Source organism: Streptomyces sp. NPDC039424 (assembly GCF_055639495.1).
This window is the reverse complement of record NZ_JBVKAI010000006.1, coordinates 303,820-320,700: the sequence shown is the minus strand read 5'-3', so window position 1 is coordinate 320,700 and position 16,881 is coordinate 303,820. Positions and strand designations below refer to the sequence as shown.

The window sequence follows — 16,881 nt, the reverse complement described above, 5'->3', positions numbered from 1 at the left end:
GGTAGTGAAGGGAGCGGCGCGGTGAACGACAGCGACGCGGGGGCAGGGCGCGCGGCCCAGTCCAAGCGGGCGGACGCCCGGCGTAACAAGGAGACTCTGCTCGACGCCGCCGCCGCGGTCTTCGTGACGTCGGGCGTGGACGCGCCGGTACGCGACATCGCGGCCAAGGCCGGCGTCGGGCTGGGCACGATCTACCGCCACTTCCCGACGCGAGCGGACCTCATCATCGCCGTCTACCGGCATCAGGTGGAGGCCTGCGCCGAGGCCGGTCCAGCCCTGCTGGCCACCTGCGCGACCCCGCACGCCGCACTGGGGCGATGGGTCGACCTCTTCGTCGATTTCCTGGTCACCAAGCACGGACTCGCGGCCGTGCTGCAGTCGGACGACGCCGGTTTCGAAACGCTGCACGCCTACTTCCTCGACCGGCTCGTGCCCGTGTGCGCCCAACTGCTCGAAGCCGCGGCCGCCACCGGCGAGATCCGCTCCGACATGGACGCCTACGCACTCATGCGCGGCGTCGGGAACCTCTGCGTCGGCGCGGACAGCGATCCCCGCTACGACGCACGTCGACTGGTCGAACTCCTCATCGCCGGACTGAGTCAACCGTAGGTGGCGTGCGATGGCGGCCATGATCCTGTCGCGTCGGCAGGGGCCAGTCGTGATCGACGCCTGTCGCCGCGGCCGGACCGCTCGAAAGACCTTCAGGTTCGCACCCGCCCACCCGAAGTGACCTCCGTCGAAGGAGAGTCCGTCTGACCGTCTGCCAGTTCGGGGGTGTTCGGCGTCCAGGACGGACAGCGGACGCTCGTCGCCAACAGGACGCTGATGTGGCCGCGACGGCAACCGATCCCCTTGCGGTGGGCGTCCGTTGTGGCGAGGCGTGCGAGGGGGGAACGGTGTGGCGGAGGGCGGGCGCATCGCCGAACTGACGGCGGAGCAGGAGACGTTGCTGCGTGAGGTGGGCGCGAAGTGGGCGGTCGCGGGCGGAGCCACCGGACCCGGTGACCGGGCGGCGGCCGAGGAGGGAGTCGTCGTCGCGTACCGGGACGCGGGTGTGCCGCCCCCACGGTACGTCGTGTGGCTCGACTCTCCTTGGGCGGGCCTGGTCGGGCAGTCCCTGCTCCCGGGGGTCATCGCCGCCGTGACCGGAGGACGGACCGCTCGGATGCGGGCCCGGCTGCCCCGCCGACGGCGCGACCAGGTCGTCGGCCTGGGCGGCTTCTTCCCCGGCAGCCGGACCGTGTTCGAGGCGCAGGTGACCGACGCCGTTCTGCACCGGGTGACGGAGCTGGCGCGCACGGCCCCGCTCCGCCGGACCGACTGGCGCCTCCTCGCGCGCGAGGCGGTGGCCGACCAGGTGCGTGCCCAGTGTGAACCGGTCGTCTGGGAGCCGGACGGCGAGTTCGAGGGGTACACCCAGGCGCAGGTGATGTTCGACCCCGACGTCCGGCCCCGGGTGCACGCTCAGCTCGTGGCTCAAGTGGCAGCCCAGGCGGGCGTCCCCGCGAGCACGCTGAAGCCACCGCGCCAGTTGCCCTCGCGGTGGTGGCGTGCCAATCCCCTGGGCCAATGGGGCCTGGCCGGCCACGTGCTGGACGACGCCATGGAACGCATCGGCGTGCGCGGCCTGGAGCTGTGCCACGGTGAGCGGCAGACCCTCTTGGAGGCCGGCTGGTGGTGGGCCTTCCGCGACTACGCCGTCCTCACCCGCCGCCCGGACGTCTACCTCCGGGACGCCGAGGGGCGGCCCCACTGTGCCGACGGGCCGGCGGCGCTGTGGCCGGACGGCTGGGCGGTCCACGCCTGGCACGGCGTACGGGTCCCGGCCGCCCTGATCGAGGGCGCCTGGACGACCGACAGGATCCTGAGGGAGCGCAACGCGGAGGTCCGCCGGTGCGCGATCGAGCGGATGGGCTGGCCCGAGTTCATCGCCGCGGCGCGCTTGCGGCAGGTCGGCGCCAGCGAGCCCGACCCGGGCAATCCCGGCCAGTACCTGTCCCTGTACGACGTGCCCACCCGCCTCTACAACGTGCCCGTGCGCGTCCTGCTGTGCACCAACGCCTCCGTGGAACGCGACGGCACCCGGCGCCGGTACGGGCTCACGGTGCCCGCCGACAGCCCCGACCCCATCACCGCGGCGGCCGGGCTCCTCGGCCTGACCCGGGACCAGTACCTCACCGTCACCCGCGCCACCTGAACAAGGAGAGACCATGGACCAGCGTCAGCCCACCCTCCAGGACGTCACCACGCTCGCGGGCGTAGACGTCCTCCAGCATCTCGACCGGCAGGCGACCATCCCCGTCTCGTCCGGTCTGCAGCGCCAGGGCGACATCGGGCTCATCCCCGTCGGCCTCATCGGCTACGCACCGCCCAGGGGCGGCGAGCCGGTGCCCGCCACCGGCGTCCCCCTGGTCTCCGCCGGACAGGGCGGCCACACCCATCTCCTCGTGGCCGACGGCCATGTCACATGGGCACCCATCGACGAAGGCGCGGACGTGGGCTGCTTCACCGTCCACGAGGGCGCCGTCGCCTACGTCCTGCACCCCGAACACGGCGCCATGGGCCACGCCCCCGGCACCTACCTCGTCCGCCGCCAGACCGAACAGGCCGACGACAAACGCCTCGTCATCGACTGACCGGTGCTCGGAGGGCGGAGATCGACACCGGCCCCGGCAGCACCTACGCGTCCTCTCGGTCAGTGCGCGGGCACATAGAAGACGTACGTGGCCGAGTAGGGGACACCGACCTGTGCGCCCTGGGTACAGGATCCGGTCGGGGCGAGCCCTCCTGCGGTGTGGAGGCGCTGGATGTAGGAGACGGAGCCGAACAGTCCGTCACCTCGGGTGGCCGTCGCCTTGAGCAGCAGTTCCGGGACCGCGTCCTGATGAGGGACGCTCGCGCCGGGCACGGCTGCGGCGTTGACCGCGCTGCCGTCGGTCGTCGAGATCCACACCGGGCCCTTGCTGTGCAGGGCCACAGGGCGGTGCCGTCGGTCGCTTCTCTTCCACAGGGTGGCGGCGGGCTCGAGGAAGGTCCAGGCGCCGTTGGTGCAGCTGTAGGTCTGCACCCCCTGTGCGTCCAGCGCGACGAGCTTCTCGTTGCCGTCCGGCACACGCAGCTCCGGGGGAACCGTCACGCCGCGGGCATGGGCGGACGAGTGCGCCGCCGGGCGGTCGGCTGCGTGGCCGATGGCGGCGGCGCCCATGACCGCCGAGGCGGCTGTGACGATGCTTCCGGTCATCAGTGCGGCACGCTTGGTAAGCACCATGTCAACTCCTGGGCGAGGTTGGGGGACTTCATCATCGACCCTGCGGCTAAAGGAACCTGCGGATCGGCGTGACCGACGCTTCGCGAGCACGCTGGAACAGGGACCGCTTGCGCCAGCGCGCAGGGTCGATCGGTGTGCTCCGCTCCCGGTCCCGGTCGAAGTCGCGGTCCAGTTCGGCGGTGAACTCCTCGTCGAGCACGGCCAGCATGACCTCTTCGTCGTGTTCCAGGGAACGCCTGTTGAAGTTCGTCGACCCGATCAGTGAGGCGACACCGTCAACCGTCATGATCTTGGTGTGCAGCATGGTCGGCTGGAACTCGTGGATCTCGACGCCGGCCCGCAGCAGCTTCTCGTAGTGCTGCTGCCCGGCCAGTCGGCAGGCTCGCTGGTCGGTGTGCCGACCGGGCAGCAGTATCTGCACCTGCACACCGCGCCGGGCGGTTGCGGCGAGCAGGTCGATGAAGTAGTCGTCGGGGGCGAAGTAGGCCGTGGAGAGCCGGAACCGCTCTTCCACCGACGTGAGGACGACACGGATGAGCGTCTGCATGTCCTGCCAGCCGAAGCTGGCCGAGCCCCGGACGACCTGGACGGTGGCCCGGCCCGGCTGATCGTGCTCGGTGAAACGGTCACGATCGTCGTAGAGGGTGTCGTGGCACTCGGCCCAGTTCTGGGCGAAGGCGGCGGCTATGCCGTCGACGGCCGGTCCTCGCACCTGGACGTGAGTGTCCCGCCACTCGCTGGGGTCGCGGGCGTCCCCGCACCACTCCTCCGCGATGCCCACCCCGCCGGTGAAAGCGGTGGTCTCGTCGATGATGAGGGCCTTGCGGTGGCAGCGGTGGTTCTGCTTCAGCGGCGAGAGCCGGACGGGCTTGCGGAACCAGGCCACCTGCACGCCCGCGGCGTACATCGCGTCGAGAAGGCTCTGCTCGATCTCCTTGGCACCGAAACCGTCGAGCAGGAGGCGAACCCGCAGCCCGGCGCGTGCCCGCTCGGCGAGGGCACCGGCGAACTCGCGGGCTATCTCGCCCCGCCAGTAGACGAAGGTCATCATGTCGACGGTGTGCCGTGCCGAGCGGATGGCGTCGAGCATGGCCGGGAAGATCGCATCGCCGTTGCGCAACGGCTTCAGCTCGTTCCCTTCCGTCGCGGCGATGCCTATGAGCCGCTCCAAGCGTCTTCGCAGCCGCTGCTTGCGCGCACTCGAACCGTCCGTGCCGCCCCCGGCCTCCTTGTCCTCGACGCGTGTGTCCGCTTCCGTCAACCGCTGCACCATGTACGACCTCCGCTGTCAGCGCTCGCCACGTGGGCGTACGTATACCCGGGACGGCCCGGTCTTCGCGCGTCACCTGGAGCACACCGGCTCGGACGAGTCGTCGGAGAGGTAGAGCCGTCTCTCCTCCTCGGTGAGGTCCCGGCCCACGGAACGGCAGATGCTGGTCACCGCGTCCTGCTGGGAGGGCAGGGTGACGTCCCACAGCCGCACCACGCCGTAGCCGCTGCCGGCGGCGAGCTTGTGTCCGTCCGGGCTCAGTGCGACGGACCACACGGTGCCCGAACCGTTCAGGACGCGCCGGGTCCTGCCCGTGGCGGTGTCCCACAGCCGCACCGTGCCGTCGAAGCTGCCGGTCGCGAGCGTACTGCCGTCCTGACTCAATGACAGCTGGGTGACGACGCCCGTGTGACCGGTCAGATAGCTGCGGATCCGGCCGGTCCCGACGTCCCACAGCCGCACGGTGCCGTCGGTGGTGCCGGCGACGAGCGTCGATCCCCGAGGGCCGAACGCGACGCTGGTCACGGCCCCCGTGTGTCCGCTCAGCTCGGTCCGTGGCTTCTTCGGATGGTCCAGGTCCCACAGCCGTACGGTGCTGTCGTCGCCGCCGACGGCCACCATGCGTCCGTCGTGTGAGAACGCAAGGGTGCTGACACTGCCCTGATGGCCGCCCAGCGATGCCTGGGTGCGCCCTGTCGTCGCGTCGAGCAGCAGCACACCGTCGTCCTTGCTCCCCTTGCGCGGTCGGATCCGGGTGGCGATCGTGTGGCCGTCGGGGCTGAAGGCCAGGGGACCCATCAGCGTGGTGCGGACCGATATCGTGGTGCGCGTGTGCCCCGTGGCCGCGTCCCGCAGGGCGATCCGACCCGGCACGCTCGTCACCAGGGTGTCCCCGTGCGGGCTGAAGGCGATGCTTACAGGTGCGTCGGCACCGTAGTCACCCGTGAAGGTGTACCGGGTGCTTCCGTCGTCGGCGCGGCGCACACGGACGGTCCCGTCCCAGCCCGCGGTGGCGAGGAAGCGGTTGTCGGGGCTGAAGGTCATCGCGTCGACCGGGCCCTCATGGTCCGTCAGGGTCGACTGGGGCCGCCCGGTGCCGGTGGCCCACAGACGAGCGGAGCCGTCGCTGCTTCCCGCGGCGGTGACGAGAGTGCTGCCGTCGGCACTGATCTCCGCGTCCGTGACCGCTTCACCGACGGTGACCGTGGCGCGGGTGCGGCCGGTTGTCGGGTCGCGGAAGCGGACAGTGCCGTCGTTCCCGGCTGTGATCAGGGTGTTGTCGGCGGCGTGGAGGGAGATGGACCACACCACTCCGGTGTGATCTGTGACGGTGGCCAGCGCGTTTCCGGTCGCCAGGTTCCACAACTGCACCGCGCCGGTTCCACTGCCCGTGACCAGTGTCCGGCCGTCCAGGCCGAAAGCGACTGCCGAGACGGGCGCCTTCCCGCTGATCCGAGCGGTCTCCTTCCTGTCGGCGGTGTCCCACACCCGGGCGGTCATGTCCTGGCTGCCGGAGACCAACTGCTTGCCGTCCGGGCTGAAGGCCAGGGTGGTGACCGGCTTGGTATGCCCCTTGAACTCGGCCACCACGCGTCCGGTCGTCGCCGCGTACAGGCGGATCCTGCCGTCGCTGCCGGACTCGGCCAGTGAGGTCCCGTCGGGGCTGAACGCCACTGCCTGGACGAGGCCCCCGGGTTTCGTCTTCCTGACCAGTCGCCGGGCAGCCACGTCCCACCAGCGCACTGTGCCGTCGTAGCTACCCGTCACCAGCGTCCGGCCGTCCGGGCTGAAGGCCATCGCCCACACGGACTCCCGGTGGCCGGTGAGCACCGCGAGAGACCGGCGGTTGGCGGGGTTCCACAACCGGACGGTGCCGTTCCAGCCGCCGGTGGCCACGATGTGGCCGTCGGGGCTGAACGCCACCGACGCGGCAGATCCTCCTGGGAGCGTACGACGTGCGGGGAGTGCGGCTGCGGCGTAGAGACTCGCGAGGGCCTCGTCGGTGTGGCTGGTCCGGTACGCCTTCACCGCCAGCAGTCCCGCGAGGTCCGGGTCGGTGCTGATGAGCGACTCCGACTGGGCGGCGAGCTGCCCCGACAGGGCTTCCTCCCGGGCGGTGACGGCGGTCTGCCGTTGCCAGAAGGCACCGGCTGCCGCGAGGAGCGCCAGGACCAGTGTCGCCGCGAGTACGGCGTTGAACCTGCGGGTGCGCCGCAGGGCGGCCTGCTGCTGATGGTGGCTCGCGGACACGAACGAGGCCGCCGAGCTGGGCAGTCCGCGCTGCCGGCCCCAGTCGAGACCCTCGGCCAGGTCCGTGCCGTGCAGGAGGTCGTCCGGCCGGCCGGTCTCCGACCAGCGCCTGCGCTGACCGTCGGCCCGCAGCAGCCACTGCTGGAACTGCTGGTCCTCCGTGACCCATTTGCGCAGCAACGCCCAGTCGCGGGTGAGGGTGTCGTGCACGAGTTCCGCCATCAGACCATCCGACGCGGGTGCCGGTTCCCGGGCGTGGGTGGTGACGATCCGGTGGCGGATCAGCGAGGCGATGACGAGGTCGGTGCTGTCGGTGCTGGCGGGCCCCGGGGCTGCGTGATCGTCGGCCGCCGAAGTGGTGGCGAGTTCACGCAGCTCGGCCAGAAGAACCGACTGGCGGGTGGCGGGGACCTGCCGTTCGGGGTCGGCCGGGCGGACCAGAGCCGTGAGGATCCGCCGGGCGATGTCGCGGTGTTCCGGCCCGAGCTCGTCGATCGCGGCGTTGCACCAGGTGGTCAGGGCTCCGGCGATGCGGCCGATCTTCTCGTACTCGTGATGGAGCAGTCTGCCCTGCGCGCGGCGTTCCCAGAGCTGGCTCAGGGCGAGTTCCAACGGCGCCAGCAGGGTGACGGGGGCGCACAGGCTTCCGGTGTACTTGTGGTCCGCGGCCAGCACGTCGGAGACCAGCCGCTCGACCAGGCCTTCTTCGAACGAGACACCTGCGGCACGTGCCGGAGCCGTGATCACGGCGCGGAGGTCCTGCCGACTGAGTGTGGCCGGTACGTTGAGCAGTGTGGCGGCCTTCAGCAACTCCGGCGCGCTGGCGGCCATCTGAGGATAGAAGTCGTCTCGGGCTATCAGGACCACGGTCAACGGGGCGGACGAGACCATCGCCTCGGTCAGTCTCTCCAGCGCGGTGGCGGCGGAACCGGGAGCCACGGGTCCGCTGCCCTTGCCGGGGGGCCGGGTGAAGAGCTCCTCGAATTGATCCACCACCAGCAGGACGCGTCGGCGCCCGGTTTCGGCATCCAGTCTGCGGTGCACCGCGGATGCCAGCCCGTCGCCGCACGCACCGGGGAGTCCCGCGCTCTCGATCTCCGCCATCAGGTCCTGTCCCGGCCTGGGGACGAGGACGGTGAGCCATTGGTCGCTGCCCGGCAGACTGCCGTCGGCTACGGCGGGCAGAACTCCGGCCCGCATCAGGGATGACTTGCCCGACCCGGAGGGCCCGAGCAGTACGAGGCCACGTCCCGCGCCGCTCAGGGCGGTGAGAACCTCGTTCACCGCGCTGTCCCGGCCGTGGAAGAGGGCCGTGTGCTCCTCGGTGAACGGCTCGAGTCCCCGGTAGGGGCAGGCGTCGGTCTCGACCAGTTCGGGCCAGACCTCACGCAGCACCTGGGCGGGTGTGGCGTAGGTGATGCCCTGGCTGCGCAGCTGCGAGTCGGGGGCGGTGATCGCCGTCACCATGCCGATGACGAGCCCGGACACATCGTCGACCACCGGGCCGCCGCTGAAACCCTGCGCGAGGTCATTGGACGCGGTGAGCTGGAGCAGCGTGCCGACACCGTCCCCGGCGTCCGCGAGCAGCCGTCCGGCCACGGCATGACCGTAATGGCCCGCGTCCGGCGCCGAGTCGGGGAAGCCGAAGGAGTGCACGCTGTGGCCGTGGCAGCCGTCGGCCGAGCCGAGGGCCGCCACGGTCGTGGCCGCCGGGGCGGCGTGCAGCCGGACCACCGCGACGTCCTCGCGGTGCGGATCCCGCCAGGGGTCCTCCAGCACCACACCCTCGACGGAAGGCGAACCGTGTGCTCGGGGAAAGCGCAGTGTGACCGGGCGACCAGGGCCGCTGCCTGCCGCATGCACCACATGCGCGCAGGTGATGAGTACGTCCTCCCCGACCATGAACCCGGCGCCGACCGCCGTTCCGTCCACGGAGACGACCTGGGCCACCGCGCACTGGATGCCCGCCCGGCCTCGGACGCCGACGCTGTCGTCACCGGCCTTGCCCAAAGACATGTATGACATTCCCGTCCCGGTCAGGCCGTGTGCCGGTCGGTCTCGGCGTCCCAGGAGACGGTGACCTTCAGATGGAAAGCAGCCTGGCTCCTGGCGATGACGGCGCCCGCCTGCGCCGAGAGATCGACCCCGAACTCGAGCTGGACGTGGTCCGGCCCCGCCTGCCGCAGTTGATCGAGAGCGGTCCGGGCCATCTCCGTCACCGGGACCAGAGCGGTGCGCAGGCTCTGCGGCAGATCCCGGACGGTGTCACCGAAACGCGACGCCTTCACCGGCCCTTCGGCCGCGTCCGCGGCCTCCACCAGGACACAACCCCCACCACCGTCCAGCGCGATACGCGCGAGACTCCCCATCGCTCCCCCTCGTTCACACGTCCCGGCGGCGGTCACCCGTGCCGCATCCCGAACGTAGTCCCTGGCTCGGGCAGAAGAGGGGGAAGTTCACGATGGCTGGCAACTCGGACATGCACATGCGTCGCGCGCAAGAGATCGGACGGTATCGGTCAGATCCGCAAGCGATCCGGCTCGACCATGGATGCCCGATGGGGCGTCAGGAATAGCTCCAGCGCCATGCGTTGGAGCGGTAGCTGCAGGTGATGCTCGCCCCGCCGGCGGTGGTGGTCGATGCGCCGTGGTCGCTGTTGCGGCAGAACTGCCCGGCCTGGTAGCAGTTGCCCGCGTTGGAGACGATGGAGCACGTGCCGGTGCCGGTTCCGCTGCTGCGGCTGGTGCTGTTCCCTCCGGACTGGGCGGCGGCCTTGGTGACCGTGACGGTCGGGCCGGGCGTCTTGACGGTCTTGGTGACGGTGCGCGCCGGCTTGGGGCGGACGGTTTCGGTGGCCGTGACCGTGGCCGTAGCGGTGACGGTCACGGTCGGGGCGGGTCTCGCTGCCGCCGCCTGTGCGGCGACTGTGTCGTCGTGCGCGGACTGGGTGCCACCCACTGCTCCGAGAGTGAACAGTGCCAGGCCGGCGACCCAGACACGCTTGCGCTTGCGCATCGGCCGGTTGTCAGCCGGGCGCTGCGGACGGTTGGACAGATTCATGATCCCCCCTGGGATGACATGGAGCGGTGTCGCGGCGGCCTCGTGCCCCCCTCGGGCTGTGCCCGCGCCACCGTGGTGGTTGAAGAGTGTTCTACATGAGTGGCATATACAGCAAGCCCTCGCATTCAAGAGTTTCCCCAGGTCAGCCATATGCTGGGGAGTGCGTGACAAATACTTGCGCGCTGTACAGGTGCACGCCCTCTTCACGGGGCGTACACCTGGAGGTCATGAACCTGTCGACCTGCGTGGGACGGTTAGGCGGGGCGCAAGGCCAGAGACAGGCCCCGCCGGGGGAGTGGCCGGTCAGCGCACCAACAGGTCGATCACGCCTGTGAGATCCTCCTCGCCGCTGCCCTCGGCCAGGCGACGGCGCATCAGCGCGAAGAAGGGGCTGAGCAGTTCGGGACTGACGCCCTGCTGCTCGGCGGTGCTCACGAAGGTCGGCGTGCCGGCCACCTGCATGGCGAGATCGGAGACCACGTCCTTGGTGTAGTCGCCGCTCCGCAGCCGCTCGGCGGTCTGATGGACCGCCGGGGTCATCGCGACGAGCCAGTCGGCGAGCAGCGGGGCGAGGGAGGCGGGGTCGATGTCCTCCTTGCGGATCAGCGCGAAGGCGTGCGCGACGCCGGCGAACATCCCGTACATGGCGCTGAGCAGGGCCACGTCGTGCAGTGCCGCGTAGCCCGCGTTCTCGCCGACGTAGGTGGCGCCGGCGGGGACGCCAAGCGTCTGCTGGTGCTGCTCGAACATCTCCCGGGAGCCGCTGTAGAAGACGTAGCCGCCGGCCTCGGGGACACCGATCATCGGCGGGACGGCCATGATCCCGCCGTCCAGGTAGCGGGCACCGCCCTCGCGGGCCCACCGCGCACGGGCACGCGCCTGTGCGGGGGTGCTCGTGGTCAGGTTGACCAGGTCCTTTCCGGTCAAGTCGGCGCCGGCCAGTGCCTCGTCGACCGAGGCGTCGTCCAGCAGGCAGACGATGACGAGGGTGCTCGCCGCGACTGCCTCCGCGATGTCCTCCGCGACCCGCGCCCCCTCGGGGGCGAGTGCCGTGGCACGGGCGGGAGTGCGGTTCCACACCGTGAGCGGGTGGCCTGCGGCGAGCCACGTACGGGCCAGTGCGGTGCCCATCGCGCCGAGGCCCAGCAGCGTGACGGCGGTCTTCTCAACAGGGGTGTGTGTCATGCCGATTAGGCTGGTCCGAGGACCAAAGTCGATCAAGTACGCACTTTCCAGTGGGTGGTTACCCCTGAGCAAGCGACCAGGTCAGAAGAAGGGTGGCTCATGACGACGCTGAACCGGCCGGGTGCTCCGGACGGACACATCTGCGGGATCGACGCCGCGATGGAGGTGATCGGCGGCAAGTGGAAGGTGCTGATCCTCTGGGCGCTCCACGAGCACCCTCACCGCCGCTTCGGTGAACTGCGCCGACAGCTTCCGGGCATCACCGAGAAGGTGCTCGCCTCCCATCTGCGCGAGATGGAAGCCGACGGCATCGTGCACCGCGCCTCCTACGACGAGGTGCCGCCCCGCGTCGAGTACTCCCTGACCGAGAACGGCGCCCGCCTCAACGACGCGCTCGAACCGCTCGCCGCCTGGGGACGTGAGCGGCGGAACGCGAGCTAGACGGTCGCGGCCGGGGCCCGCTGAAGGGACCCCGGCCGGTGAGCCGGGCGATCACGCCATCGTACGGTCCTTCGACAAGGTCACTAGGAGGCCTGGGCCTTGTCGTACAGGGCCTTCGCCACGTCGCCGAAGTACGGGCCGAACATCCGGTTCGGCAGGAACGTGTAGCCGAAGCTGTTCACGGAGACCTGCAGACCGGTGCCGGTGGTCTCGCTGAAGCCGGTGAACCACGGTCCGCCGCTGGAGCCGCCGGTCATGTTGCAGCCGAGGCTGTGGTCCTGCGAGAAGAGGAAGTCCTTCGAACTGTTCCCACTGCAGTAGATGAGCTTCGTACCGTCGTACGGCGAGGCGGCCGGGAAGCCGAAGGAGTACATCTGCTTGTTGTAACCACCGTTGAACTGGATGCCCTGCCCGCCGACGACCGAAGTGAGCTTCTGGCCGTTCAGGGGGGCGACGACGGCCGCGCCGACGTCGTAGTTGATGTCCTCGCTCGCTTCCCACTGCGGGGTGGTGAGTGTCGTGGACGCGGTCCACTGGCCGTACGGAGCAGTGCCGTTGTTGTACGCGGGCACGAAGACCCAGTTGGTGTGCCAGCTGCCCTGGTACTTCACACAGTGTCCGGCTGTGATGACGGTGCTGGCGTTCTGACTGGTCACGGCGTTTCCGGTGCAGGAGGCGGTACGCCCCTGGAACGTGAAGAACACCCGGCCCGAGGTCGTGACGACCGCGCCGCCGCCGGTCCAGGGGCCACCGGCCTGCGGGAATGAGGCGGGCGCGGCGGTGGGTGCGACGGTCGTCGAACGCCCGCCGTTCTCAGGGGCTTTCAGGCTCTGGGCGCCCTTGCGGGTCAGCAGCAGATCGAGCGGAGTGGCGCCGCGCATCCGCTCGGCGGTCCAGAAGGTGCGGGACTTGTGCTGCGCGGCGGTCGAGACCGTACGGGCCGCTACCGATGTTCCGGAAGCCGTGTCGTGGGGTGCCGCGTCGGCCGTGCCGGCAGCGGCGAGACCGCCTGCGAACAGGGAACCAACGGCCAGCAGGATGCCCGCGGCAGTGCGATGGCGTCTCACGCATGTCTCCTTCTGCCGTGCCAGGACTGGTCGGGTCCGGGCAGGGTGGGGGAACGAAGAGCGGTGCGGATAGACGTGCGTGGGGCAGCGTGCCACGGAAATCTTGTCTTGTCAGGGGCGCGTCAGCGCGATTTTGCGTAGGGGGCCCGCGTTCACGGGCTCTCCAGCCATTCGGTGTACCAGGCGCGGAAACCCGGGCTCACCGGGACGAAGCCGCCCCAGTCCGGATCGAGTTGCCAGAGCTCGCCGGCCCGCGGGCCGTTCAGCACCAGCCGGAGGAAGATGCCGCAGCCCTGTTCGGCGAGCATGAGCGTGCCCTGGGGCAGCACATCGGCCAGTGCGCCGATCCGGCCGGGCAGGGGTTCGGTGAGTCGGAACGGCTGGGCAAGTCGGCCCGGCAGCCGGTCTTCCTCCCACTCGTCGTCCACGGCCCACTCCTCGCCGGCCTCCCGGCGGGGCACGGTCAACGGCATCAACCCGCGGCAGGGACCGGCCGGGCCGTCGCCCACCTGCGCGACGAAGGACCGGTACTCCGTCGGCAGCTCGATGCCGTGGGAATCCTCGAACGCCCGGATCTCCGCCTCGGGCAGCGCAGGCGCCAGCTCGTACCGGTGCGTGTCCGCCCCGAAGCGCTCCCGCCCCGGGTCCCGTGCCGCCATCTCCCGTATCCGCGCGCGTACGCCGTCCGCGTCCCAGCTCTCCATCCGGCGACCGTAACAACGGGGCCCCACCCAGTCCGCCGCACCTCCGAGCTCTGCAGGTGGTGGCATCGGCTATCCGTCCAGAACTGTCCAGTGAAGATCCGGTGCGGGCAGGTCCAGAGCGCGGCCGAGGGCGGAGGTCACAGGGGTGGCGTAGTCAGGCAGGCGCAGGGCGGCCCAAGCGGCGGCCAGGTGGAGGAAGTCGTTCAGGTCGCGCTCTGCGCCGGCGAGGAGGCGACGCAGGTCGGTGACGGGCAGCTCGATCACCGGGCTGTCGTCGTGTTCGGCGTCGACGGTCAATCGGACGACGTCGCCGTGCCGTTCGGCGAGCGGAGAGGGGTCGTGACCGAAGGAGGCCCAGCCGTCGCCGTCGACGACCTCGAGCCAGTCGCGCCTCTCGTCCAGCCCGTTGCAGCAGCCCGGCAGCAGCGTGGTGCCGGTCGCGGTGTCCGTGATCTGCAGGCCGCCGGAGGCGAAGAGGTCGTCCATGGTGAGCAGTCCGTGCAGGAAGCCCCCGAGCAGGTCGGCGGGCCGCGGTGGGCCACCGTCGTTCTCGGGATCGATGGTGTTGCAGTCGGCGATGCTCATCACCGCTGTGCCGACCTCGGCGGGATCGAGCCTGCCGCTGAGCGGCAGGAAGCCGTACGGCTCCAACTCGGCGACAGGCCAGAGTGTGAAGCCCTCGCAGGCGTGGATCTCCAGGACGGGCTGCAGAACGATCACCCGGAAAGTGTGCGGCATGCCCTGGGAGGGGTCGATGCGGGCCCCTGTCGCGAGCGTGCCGTCGCCGGTGCCTCGCACATCGGTTCACGCCGATCAGGCGTGGCGCCGCAGACCCCGCGACCCTGCACGGCATCGAGCGGCCAAAAAAATTTCGGCGGCGATGTCGAGAACCCGTGCCCGGCTCCGTCCCCGTAGTGAACGCGACCACAATGGGTCGCACCAGCACCGAGGAGAAACACGATGGCCAAGTACTTGCTGCTCAAGCACTACCGTGGTGCCCCGGCTCCGGTCAACTGCGTGCCCATGGACCAGTGGGCGCCGGAGGAGATCTCGGCCCACGTGAAGTACATGCAGGACTTCGCGGCCCGGCTCGAGGGGACCGGCGAGTTCGTCGACGGTCAGGCGCTCGCCCCCGAGGGGGCGTGGGTCCGGTACGACGGTGAGGGGCGCCCGCCGGTGACCGACGGCCCGTTCGCCGAGACCAAAGACCTCATCGCCGGCTGGATGGTGATCGACGTCGACAGCTACGAGCGCGCCGTCGAGCTGGCCGGGGAGCTGTCGGCCGCTCCCGGGGCGGGCGGGAAGCCGATCCACGAGTGGCTCGAGGTGCGTCCGTTCCTGGCCGCGCCGCCCACCATCACGGAGTGACCTCATCGATGAACGACGCCCTGCTCCGGAGCCTCACACCGGGCGTGCTCGGGATCCTCGTCCGCCGCGGAGCCGACTTCGCGGCGGCCGAGGACGCCGTGCAGGACGCGCTGGTCGAGGCGGTCCGCGTCTGGCCGGACGACCCGCCGCGGGACCCGAAGGGCTGGCTGGTCACCGTGGCCTGGCGCCGGTTCCTCGACGCGACCCGCGCGGACGCCGCCCGCCGCCGGCGTGAGGACCTCGTCGACGAGGAACCGGCGCCCGGGCCCGCGCCCGCGGTGGACGACACGCTCCAGCTCTACTTCCTGTGCGCCCACCCGAAGCTGACGCCGTCGTCCGCGGTCGCGCTCACGCTGCGCGCCGTCGGCGGGCTGACCACCCGCCAGATCGCCCAGGCCTATCTGGTGCCCGAGGCCACCATGGCGCAGCGCATCAGCCGGGCCAAGCGCACCGTCTCCGGCGTGCGGTTCGACCAGCCCGGCGACGTCGCGACCGTGCTGCGCGTCCTCTACCTGGTCTTCAACGAGGGCTACTCGGGCGACATCGACCTCGCCGCCGAGGCCATCCGGCTCACCCGGCAGCTCGCGGCCGCGATCGACCACCCCGAGGTGGCGGGGCTGCTCGCCCTCATGCTGCTCCACCATGCCCGGCGCGCCGCCCGGACCGCGCCCGACGGCAGCCTGGTGCCGCTCGCCGAGCAGGACCGCGGCCGGTGGGACACGGAGTCGATCGCCGAGGGCGTCGAGATCCTCCAGGCGGCCCTCGCGCGCGACCGGCTGGGCGAGTTCCAGGCCCAGGCCGCCATCGCGGCGCTCCACGCCGACGCGCCCACCGCCGAGGAGACGGACTGGGTGCAGATCGTCGAGTGGTACGACGAGCTCGCGCGCCTGACCGACAGCCCGGTCGTCCGGCTCAACCGCGCGGTGGCCGTCGGCGAGGCCGACGGACCGCGCGCCGGCCTGGCGGCGCTCGCGGAGCTGGACGCCTCACTGCCCCGCCACGCCGCGGTGGCGGCCTACCTCCACGAGCGCGACGGCGACCTGGTGACGGCGGCACGGCTGTACGCCGAGGCGGCCCGGAAGGCACCCAACCTCGCCGAGCGCGACCACCTGACCCGCCAGGCCGCCCGGCTCAACGCCCGCCCGTGCCGCTGACCCGCCAAGAGCCCCTTCCGCCGGGCCGGACTCAGCCCGCCGCCTTCCCGATGAGCTCGACGATCCGTGCTTCGGTGGCGGCGGTCAGCTCCGTCAGGGCGTACGCCGTGGGCCACATGGCGCCTTCGTCGAGCTTCGCCTGGTCGCTGAAGCCCAGCGTGGCGTACCGGGTCTTGAACTTCTGCGCGCTCTGGAAGAAGCAGACGACCTTGCCGGCCCTGGCGTACGCGGGCATCCCGTACCAGAGCTTCGGCGAGAGGTCCGGCGCGGCCGACCTGATGATCTCGTGGAGCCGCTCGGCGAGGACACGGTCCGCGTCCGCCATCTCGGCGATCTTCGCGAGCACATCGCGCTCCCCGTCCGCCTTGGCGGTGCGCGGACTGCGGCGCGCGGACTCCTTCAGTTCCTGGGCGTGCTCCTTCATCGCGTCGCGTTCCTCGGCCGTGAACCCGTCGAACTTCTTGTCGGCCGTGCCGGTGCTCCGGGCGGACTTCTGCGCGTTCGTCATGGCATGTCTCCTTGCTCGCATGGTCGATCGGGAATCTCGTACGGCGGTCAGCCGAGCCAGCGGCCGTCGCGCATCAGCTCTCGGCCCGGCAACTCGTCCGCCTCGCGCCAGGTCTGGACGCGGCGGGGGGTGATACGGAACCAGCGGTACGGCGTGGCCGGAGTGCGCGGGTCGAAGCCGGTGCGTGCGGCGAACCGGTCACCCCGCCGCCGCGGCAGCGCGTCGATCTCCAGGACCTCGATCTCGCCCTCGATCATGGACACGTCGCGGGTGTGGCCCAGCGCCAGCCGCGTGGTCCGGGTGGCGGCCAGGTTCCTGCCGGTCGGGCTGTCGGCCGGGGTGGCCACCAGCAGCGTCTCGCCGTCCCAGTCGAAGGAAAGCGGCACCAGATAGGGCACGCCGTCCGCCGAGGCACTGGCCACCCAGACATCGACGTCATGGGTGAGCCGGTGCTCGGTGTCACGGCGGCGCAGAGCGCGGGGGCGCGGGCCGGTACTCGTTCGGTCCTGCAACGGGCACTCCTGGGGTCGTGGGCCACGATCGCCCCGGTGTGTGCTGCGGGGCTTGGTCGCTGTGGTCACAGCCTCTCCCGGCCGGGGTACGGTC

Annotated in this window: 17 protein-coding genes; 6 read left to right on the top strand and 11 right to left on the bottom strand. The window is 70.9% G+C overall.

Annotated features, from left to right (window positions below; all coding sequences use genetic code 11):
- The first annotated feature begins 21 nt into the window (after positions 1 to 21).
- The 3 genes from ACZ7L0_RS18475 (at position 22) to ACZ7L0_RS18465 (ending at position 2,636) form a co-directional block, all read left to right on the top strand.
- Positions 22 to 609 carry a TetR/AcrR family transcriptional regulator gene (locus tag ACZ7L0_RS18475; protein WP_471243503.1) on the top strand — a complete coding sequence of 196 codons (588 nt, stop codon included), beginning with the start codon at positions 22 to 24 and terminating at the stop codon, positions 607 to 609.
- 289 nt (positions 610 to 898) lie between these two features.
- Positions 899 to 2,197: a DUF6745 domain-containing protein gene (locus ACZ7L0_RS18470; RefSeq protein WP_471243502.1), complete on the top strand. Its 1,299-nt coding sequence runs from the start codon at positions 899 to 901 to the stop codon at positions 2,195 to 2,197.
- Between the two features lie 13 nt (positions 2,198 to 2,210).
- Positions 2,211 to 2,636, top strand: a complete 426-nt coding sequence (locus ACZ7L0_RS18465) for a hypothetical protein (protein WP_471243501.1) — start codon at positions 2,211 to 2,213, stop codon at positions 2,634 to 2,636.
- Positions 2,637 to 2,695: 59 nt separating this feature from the next.
- Here the strand turns inward: ACZ7L0_RS18465 and ACZ7L0_RS18460 are convergent, their stop codons facing one another.
- The 6 genes from ACZ7L0_RS18460 to ACZ7L0_RS18435 form a co-directional block, all read right to left on the bottom strand.
- Entirely contained in the window at positions 2,696 to 3,268 is a 573-nt protein-coding gene (locus tag ACZ7L0_RS18460) for a DUF3455 domain-containing protein (protein WP_471243500.1), read from the bottom strand.
- 46 nt (positions 3,269 to 3,314) lie between these two features.
- Positions 3,315 to 4,541: a phospholipase D-like domain-containing protein gene (locus ACZ7L0_RS18455; protein ID WP_471243499.1), complete on the bottom strand. Its 1,227-nt coding sequence runs from the start codon at positions 4,539 to 4,541 to the stop codon at positions 3,315 to 3,317.
- A gap of 69 nt (positions 4,542 to 4,610) precedes the next feature.
- Positions 4,611 to 8,804 (bottom strand): nSTAND1 domain-containing NTPase, encoded by a 4,194-nt coding sequence (locus tag ACZ7L0_RS18450; RefSeq protein ID WP_471243498.1) that lies wholly within the window; start codon positions 8,802 to 8,804, stop codon positions 4,611 to 4,613.
- A gap of 20 nt (positions 8,805 to 8,824) precedes the next feature.
- A complete protein-coding gene (locus ACZ7L0_RS18445) occupies positions 8,825 to 9,157 on the bottom strand; it encodes a CU044_2847 family protein (protein ID WP_471243497.1) in 333 nt (110 codons plus the stop codon).
- Positions 9,158 to 9,353: 196 nt separating this feature from the next.
- The gene (locus tag ACZ7L0_RS18440; protein ID WP_471243496.1) at positions 9,354 to 9,848 is read right to left on the bottom strand and encodes a hypothetical protein; all 495 of its coding nucleotides are present in this window, start codon (positions 9,846 to 9,848) and stop codon (positions 9,354 to 9,356) included.
- Between the two features lie 303 nt (positions 9,849 to 10,151).
- A complete protein-coding gene (locus ACZ7L0_RS18435; protein WP_471243495.1) occupies positions 10,152 to 11,033 on the bottom strand; it encodes an NAD(P)-dependent oxidoreductase in 882 nt (293 codons plus the stop codon).
- Between the two features lie 99 nt (positions 11,034 to 11,132).
- Between ACZ7L0_RS18435 and ACZ7L0_RS18430 the strand changes: the two genes are divergently transcribed.
- Positions 11,133 to 11,474, top strand: a complete 342-nt coding sequence (locus ACZ7L0_RS18430) for a winged helix-turn-helix transcriptional regulator (RefSeq protein WP_471243494.1) — start codon at positions 11,133 to 11,135, stop codon at positions 11,472 to 11,474.
- A gap of 83 nt (positions 11,475 to 11,557) precedes the next feature.
- Here ACZ7L0_RS18430 and ACZ7L0_RS18425 read toward each other — a convergent pair whose 3' ends face one another.
- The 3 genes from ACZ7L0_RS18425 to ACZ7L0_RS18415 all read right to left on the bottom strand — a co-directional run bounded on the left by ACZ7L0_RS18425 (position 11,558) and on the right by ACZ7L0_RS18415 (position 13,965).
- Positions 11,558 to 12,541, bottom strand: coding sequence for a trypsin-like serine peptidase (locus ACZ7L0_RS18425; RefSeq protein ID WP_471243493.1), 984 nt, complete (start codon positions 12,539 to 12,541; stop codon positions 11,558 to 11,560).
- A 152-nt stretch (positions 12,542 to 12,693) separates the two neighbouring features.
- Positions 12,694 to 13,245, bottom strand: a complete 552-nt coding sequence (locus ACZ7L0_RS18420; protein WP_471243492.1) for an SMI1/KNR4 family protein — start codon at positions 13,243 to 13,245, stop codon at positions 12,694 to 12,696.
- Positions 13,246 to 13,314: 69 nt separating this feature from the next.
- Positions 13,315 to 13,965: a hypothetical protein gene (locus tag ACZ7L0_RS18415; protein ID WP_471243491.1), complete on the bottom strand. Its 651-nt coding sequence runs from the start codon at positions 13,963 to 13,965 to the stop codon at positions 13,315 to 13,317.
- A gap of 240 nt (positions 13,966 to 14,205) precedes the next feature.
- On the opposite strand from ACZ7L0_RS18415, the gene ACZ7L0_RS18410 reads away from it, so the two are divergent.
- Both ACZ7L0_RS18410 and ACZ7L0_RS18405 read left to right on the top strand, forming a co-directional pair.
- Positions 14,206 to 14,613, top strand: coding sequence for a YciI family protein (locus tag ACZ7L0_RS18410; RefSeq protein ID WP_471243490.1), 408 nt, complete (start codon positions 14,206 to 14,208; stop codon positions 14,611 to 14,613).
- 8 nt (positions 14,614 to 14,621) lie between these two features.
- Positions 14,622 to 15,767 carry an RNA polymerase sigma factor gene (locus ACZ7L0_RS18405; protein ID WP_471243614.1) on the top strand — a complete coding sequence of 382 codons (1,146 nt, stop codon included), beginning with the start codon at positions 14,622 to 14,624 and terminating at the stop codon, positions 15,765 to 15,767.
- Positions 15,768 to 15,798: 31 nt separating this feature from the next.
- Here the strand turns inward: ACZ7L0_RS18405 and ACZ7L0_RS18400 are convergent, their stop codons facing one another.
- Both ACZ7L0_RS18400 and ACZ7L0_RS18395 read right to left on the bottom strand, forming a co-directional pair.
- Positions 15,799 to 16,275 carry an iron chaperone gene (locus tag ACZ7L0_RS18400; protein WP_471243489.1) on the bottom strand — a complete coding sequence of 159 codons (477 nt, stop codon included), beginning with the start codon at positions 16,273 to 16,275 and terminating at the stop codon, positions 15,799 to 15,801.
- 47 nt (positions 16,276 to 16,322) lie between these two features.
- Positions 16,323 to 16,787: a pyridoxamine 5'-phosphate oxidase family protein gene (locus ACZ7L0_RS18395; RefSeq protein ID WP_471243488.1), complete on the bottom strand. Its 465-nt coding sequence runs from the start codon at positions 16,785 to 16,787 to the stop codon at positions 16,323 to 16,325.
- Between the last annotated feature and the right edge of the window lie 94 nt (positions 16,788 to 16,881).

Bases quoted from the DNA above. Each gene is read 5' to 3' on its own strand.
- ACZ7L0_RS18465 (WP_471243501.1), top strand. From the start codon at position 2,211: ATGGACCAGCGTCAGCCCACCCTCCAGGACGTCACCACGCTCGCGGGC.
- ACZ7L0_RS18430 (WP_471243494.1), top strand. From the start codon at position 11,133: ATGACGACGCTGAACCGGCCGGGTGCTCCGGACGGACACATCTGCGGG.
- ACZ7L0_RS18420 (WP_471243492.1), bottom strand. From the start codon at position 13,245: ATGGAGAGCTGGGACGCGGACGGCGTACGCGCGCGGATACGGGAGATG.
- ACZ7L0_RS18435 (WP_471243495.1), bottom strand. From the start codon at position 11,033: ATGACACACACCCCTGTTGAGAAGACCGCCGTCACGCTGCTGGGCCTC.
- ACZ7L0_RS18440 (WP_471243496.1), bottom strand. From the start codon at position 9,848: ATGAATCTGTCCAACCGTCCGCAGCGCCCGGCTGACAACCGGCCGATG.
- ACZ7L0_RS18410 (WP_471243490.1), top strand. From the start codon at position 14,206: ATGGCCAAGTACTTGCTGCTCAAGCACTACCGTGGTGCCCCGGCTCCG.
- ACZ7L0_RS18445 (WP_471243497.1), bottom strand. From the start codon at position 9,157: ATGGGGAGTCTCGCGCGTATCGCGCTGGACGGTGGTGGGGGTTGTGTC.
- ACZ7L0_RS18450 (WP_471243498.1), bottom strand. From the start codon at position 8,804: ATGTCTTTGGGCAAGGCCGGTGACGACAGCGTCGGCGTCCGAGGCCGG.
- ACZ7L0_RS18400 (WP_471243489.1), bottom strand. From the start codon at position 16,275: ATGACGAACGCGCAGAAGTCCGCCCGGAGCACCGGCACGGCCGACAAG.
- ACZ7L0_RS18460 (WP_471243500.1), bottom strand. From the start codon at position 3,268: ATGGTGCTTACCAAGCGTGCCGCACTGATGACCGGAAGCATCGTCACA.
- ACZ7L0_RS18455 (WP_471243499.1), bottom strand. From the start codon at position 4,541: ATGGTGCAGCGGTTGACGGAAGCGGACACACGCGTCGAGGACAAGGAG.
- ACZ7L0_RS18405 (WP_471243614.1), top strand. From the start codon at position 14,622: ATGAACGACGCCCTGCTCCGGAGCCTCACACCGGGCGTGCTCGGGATC.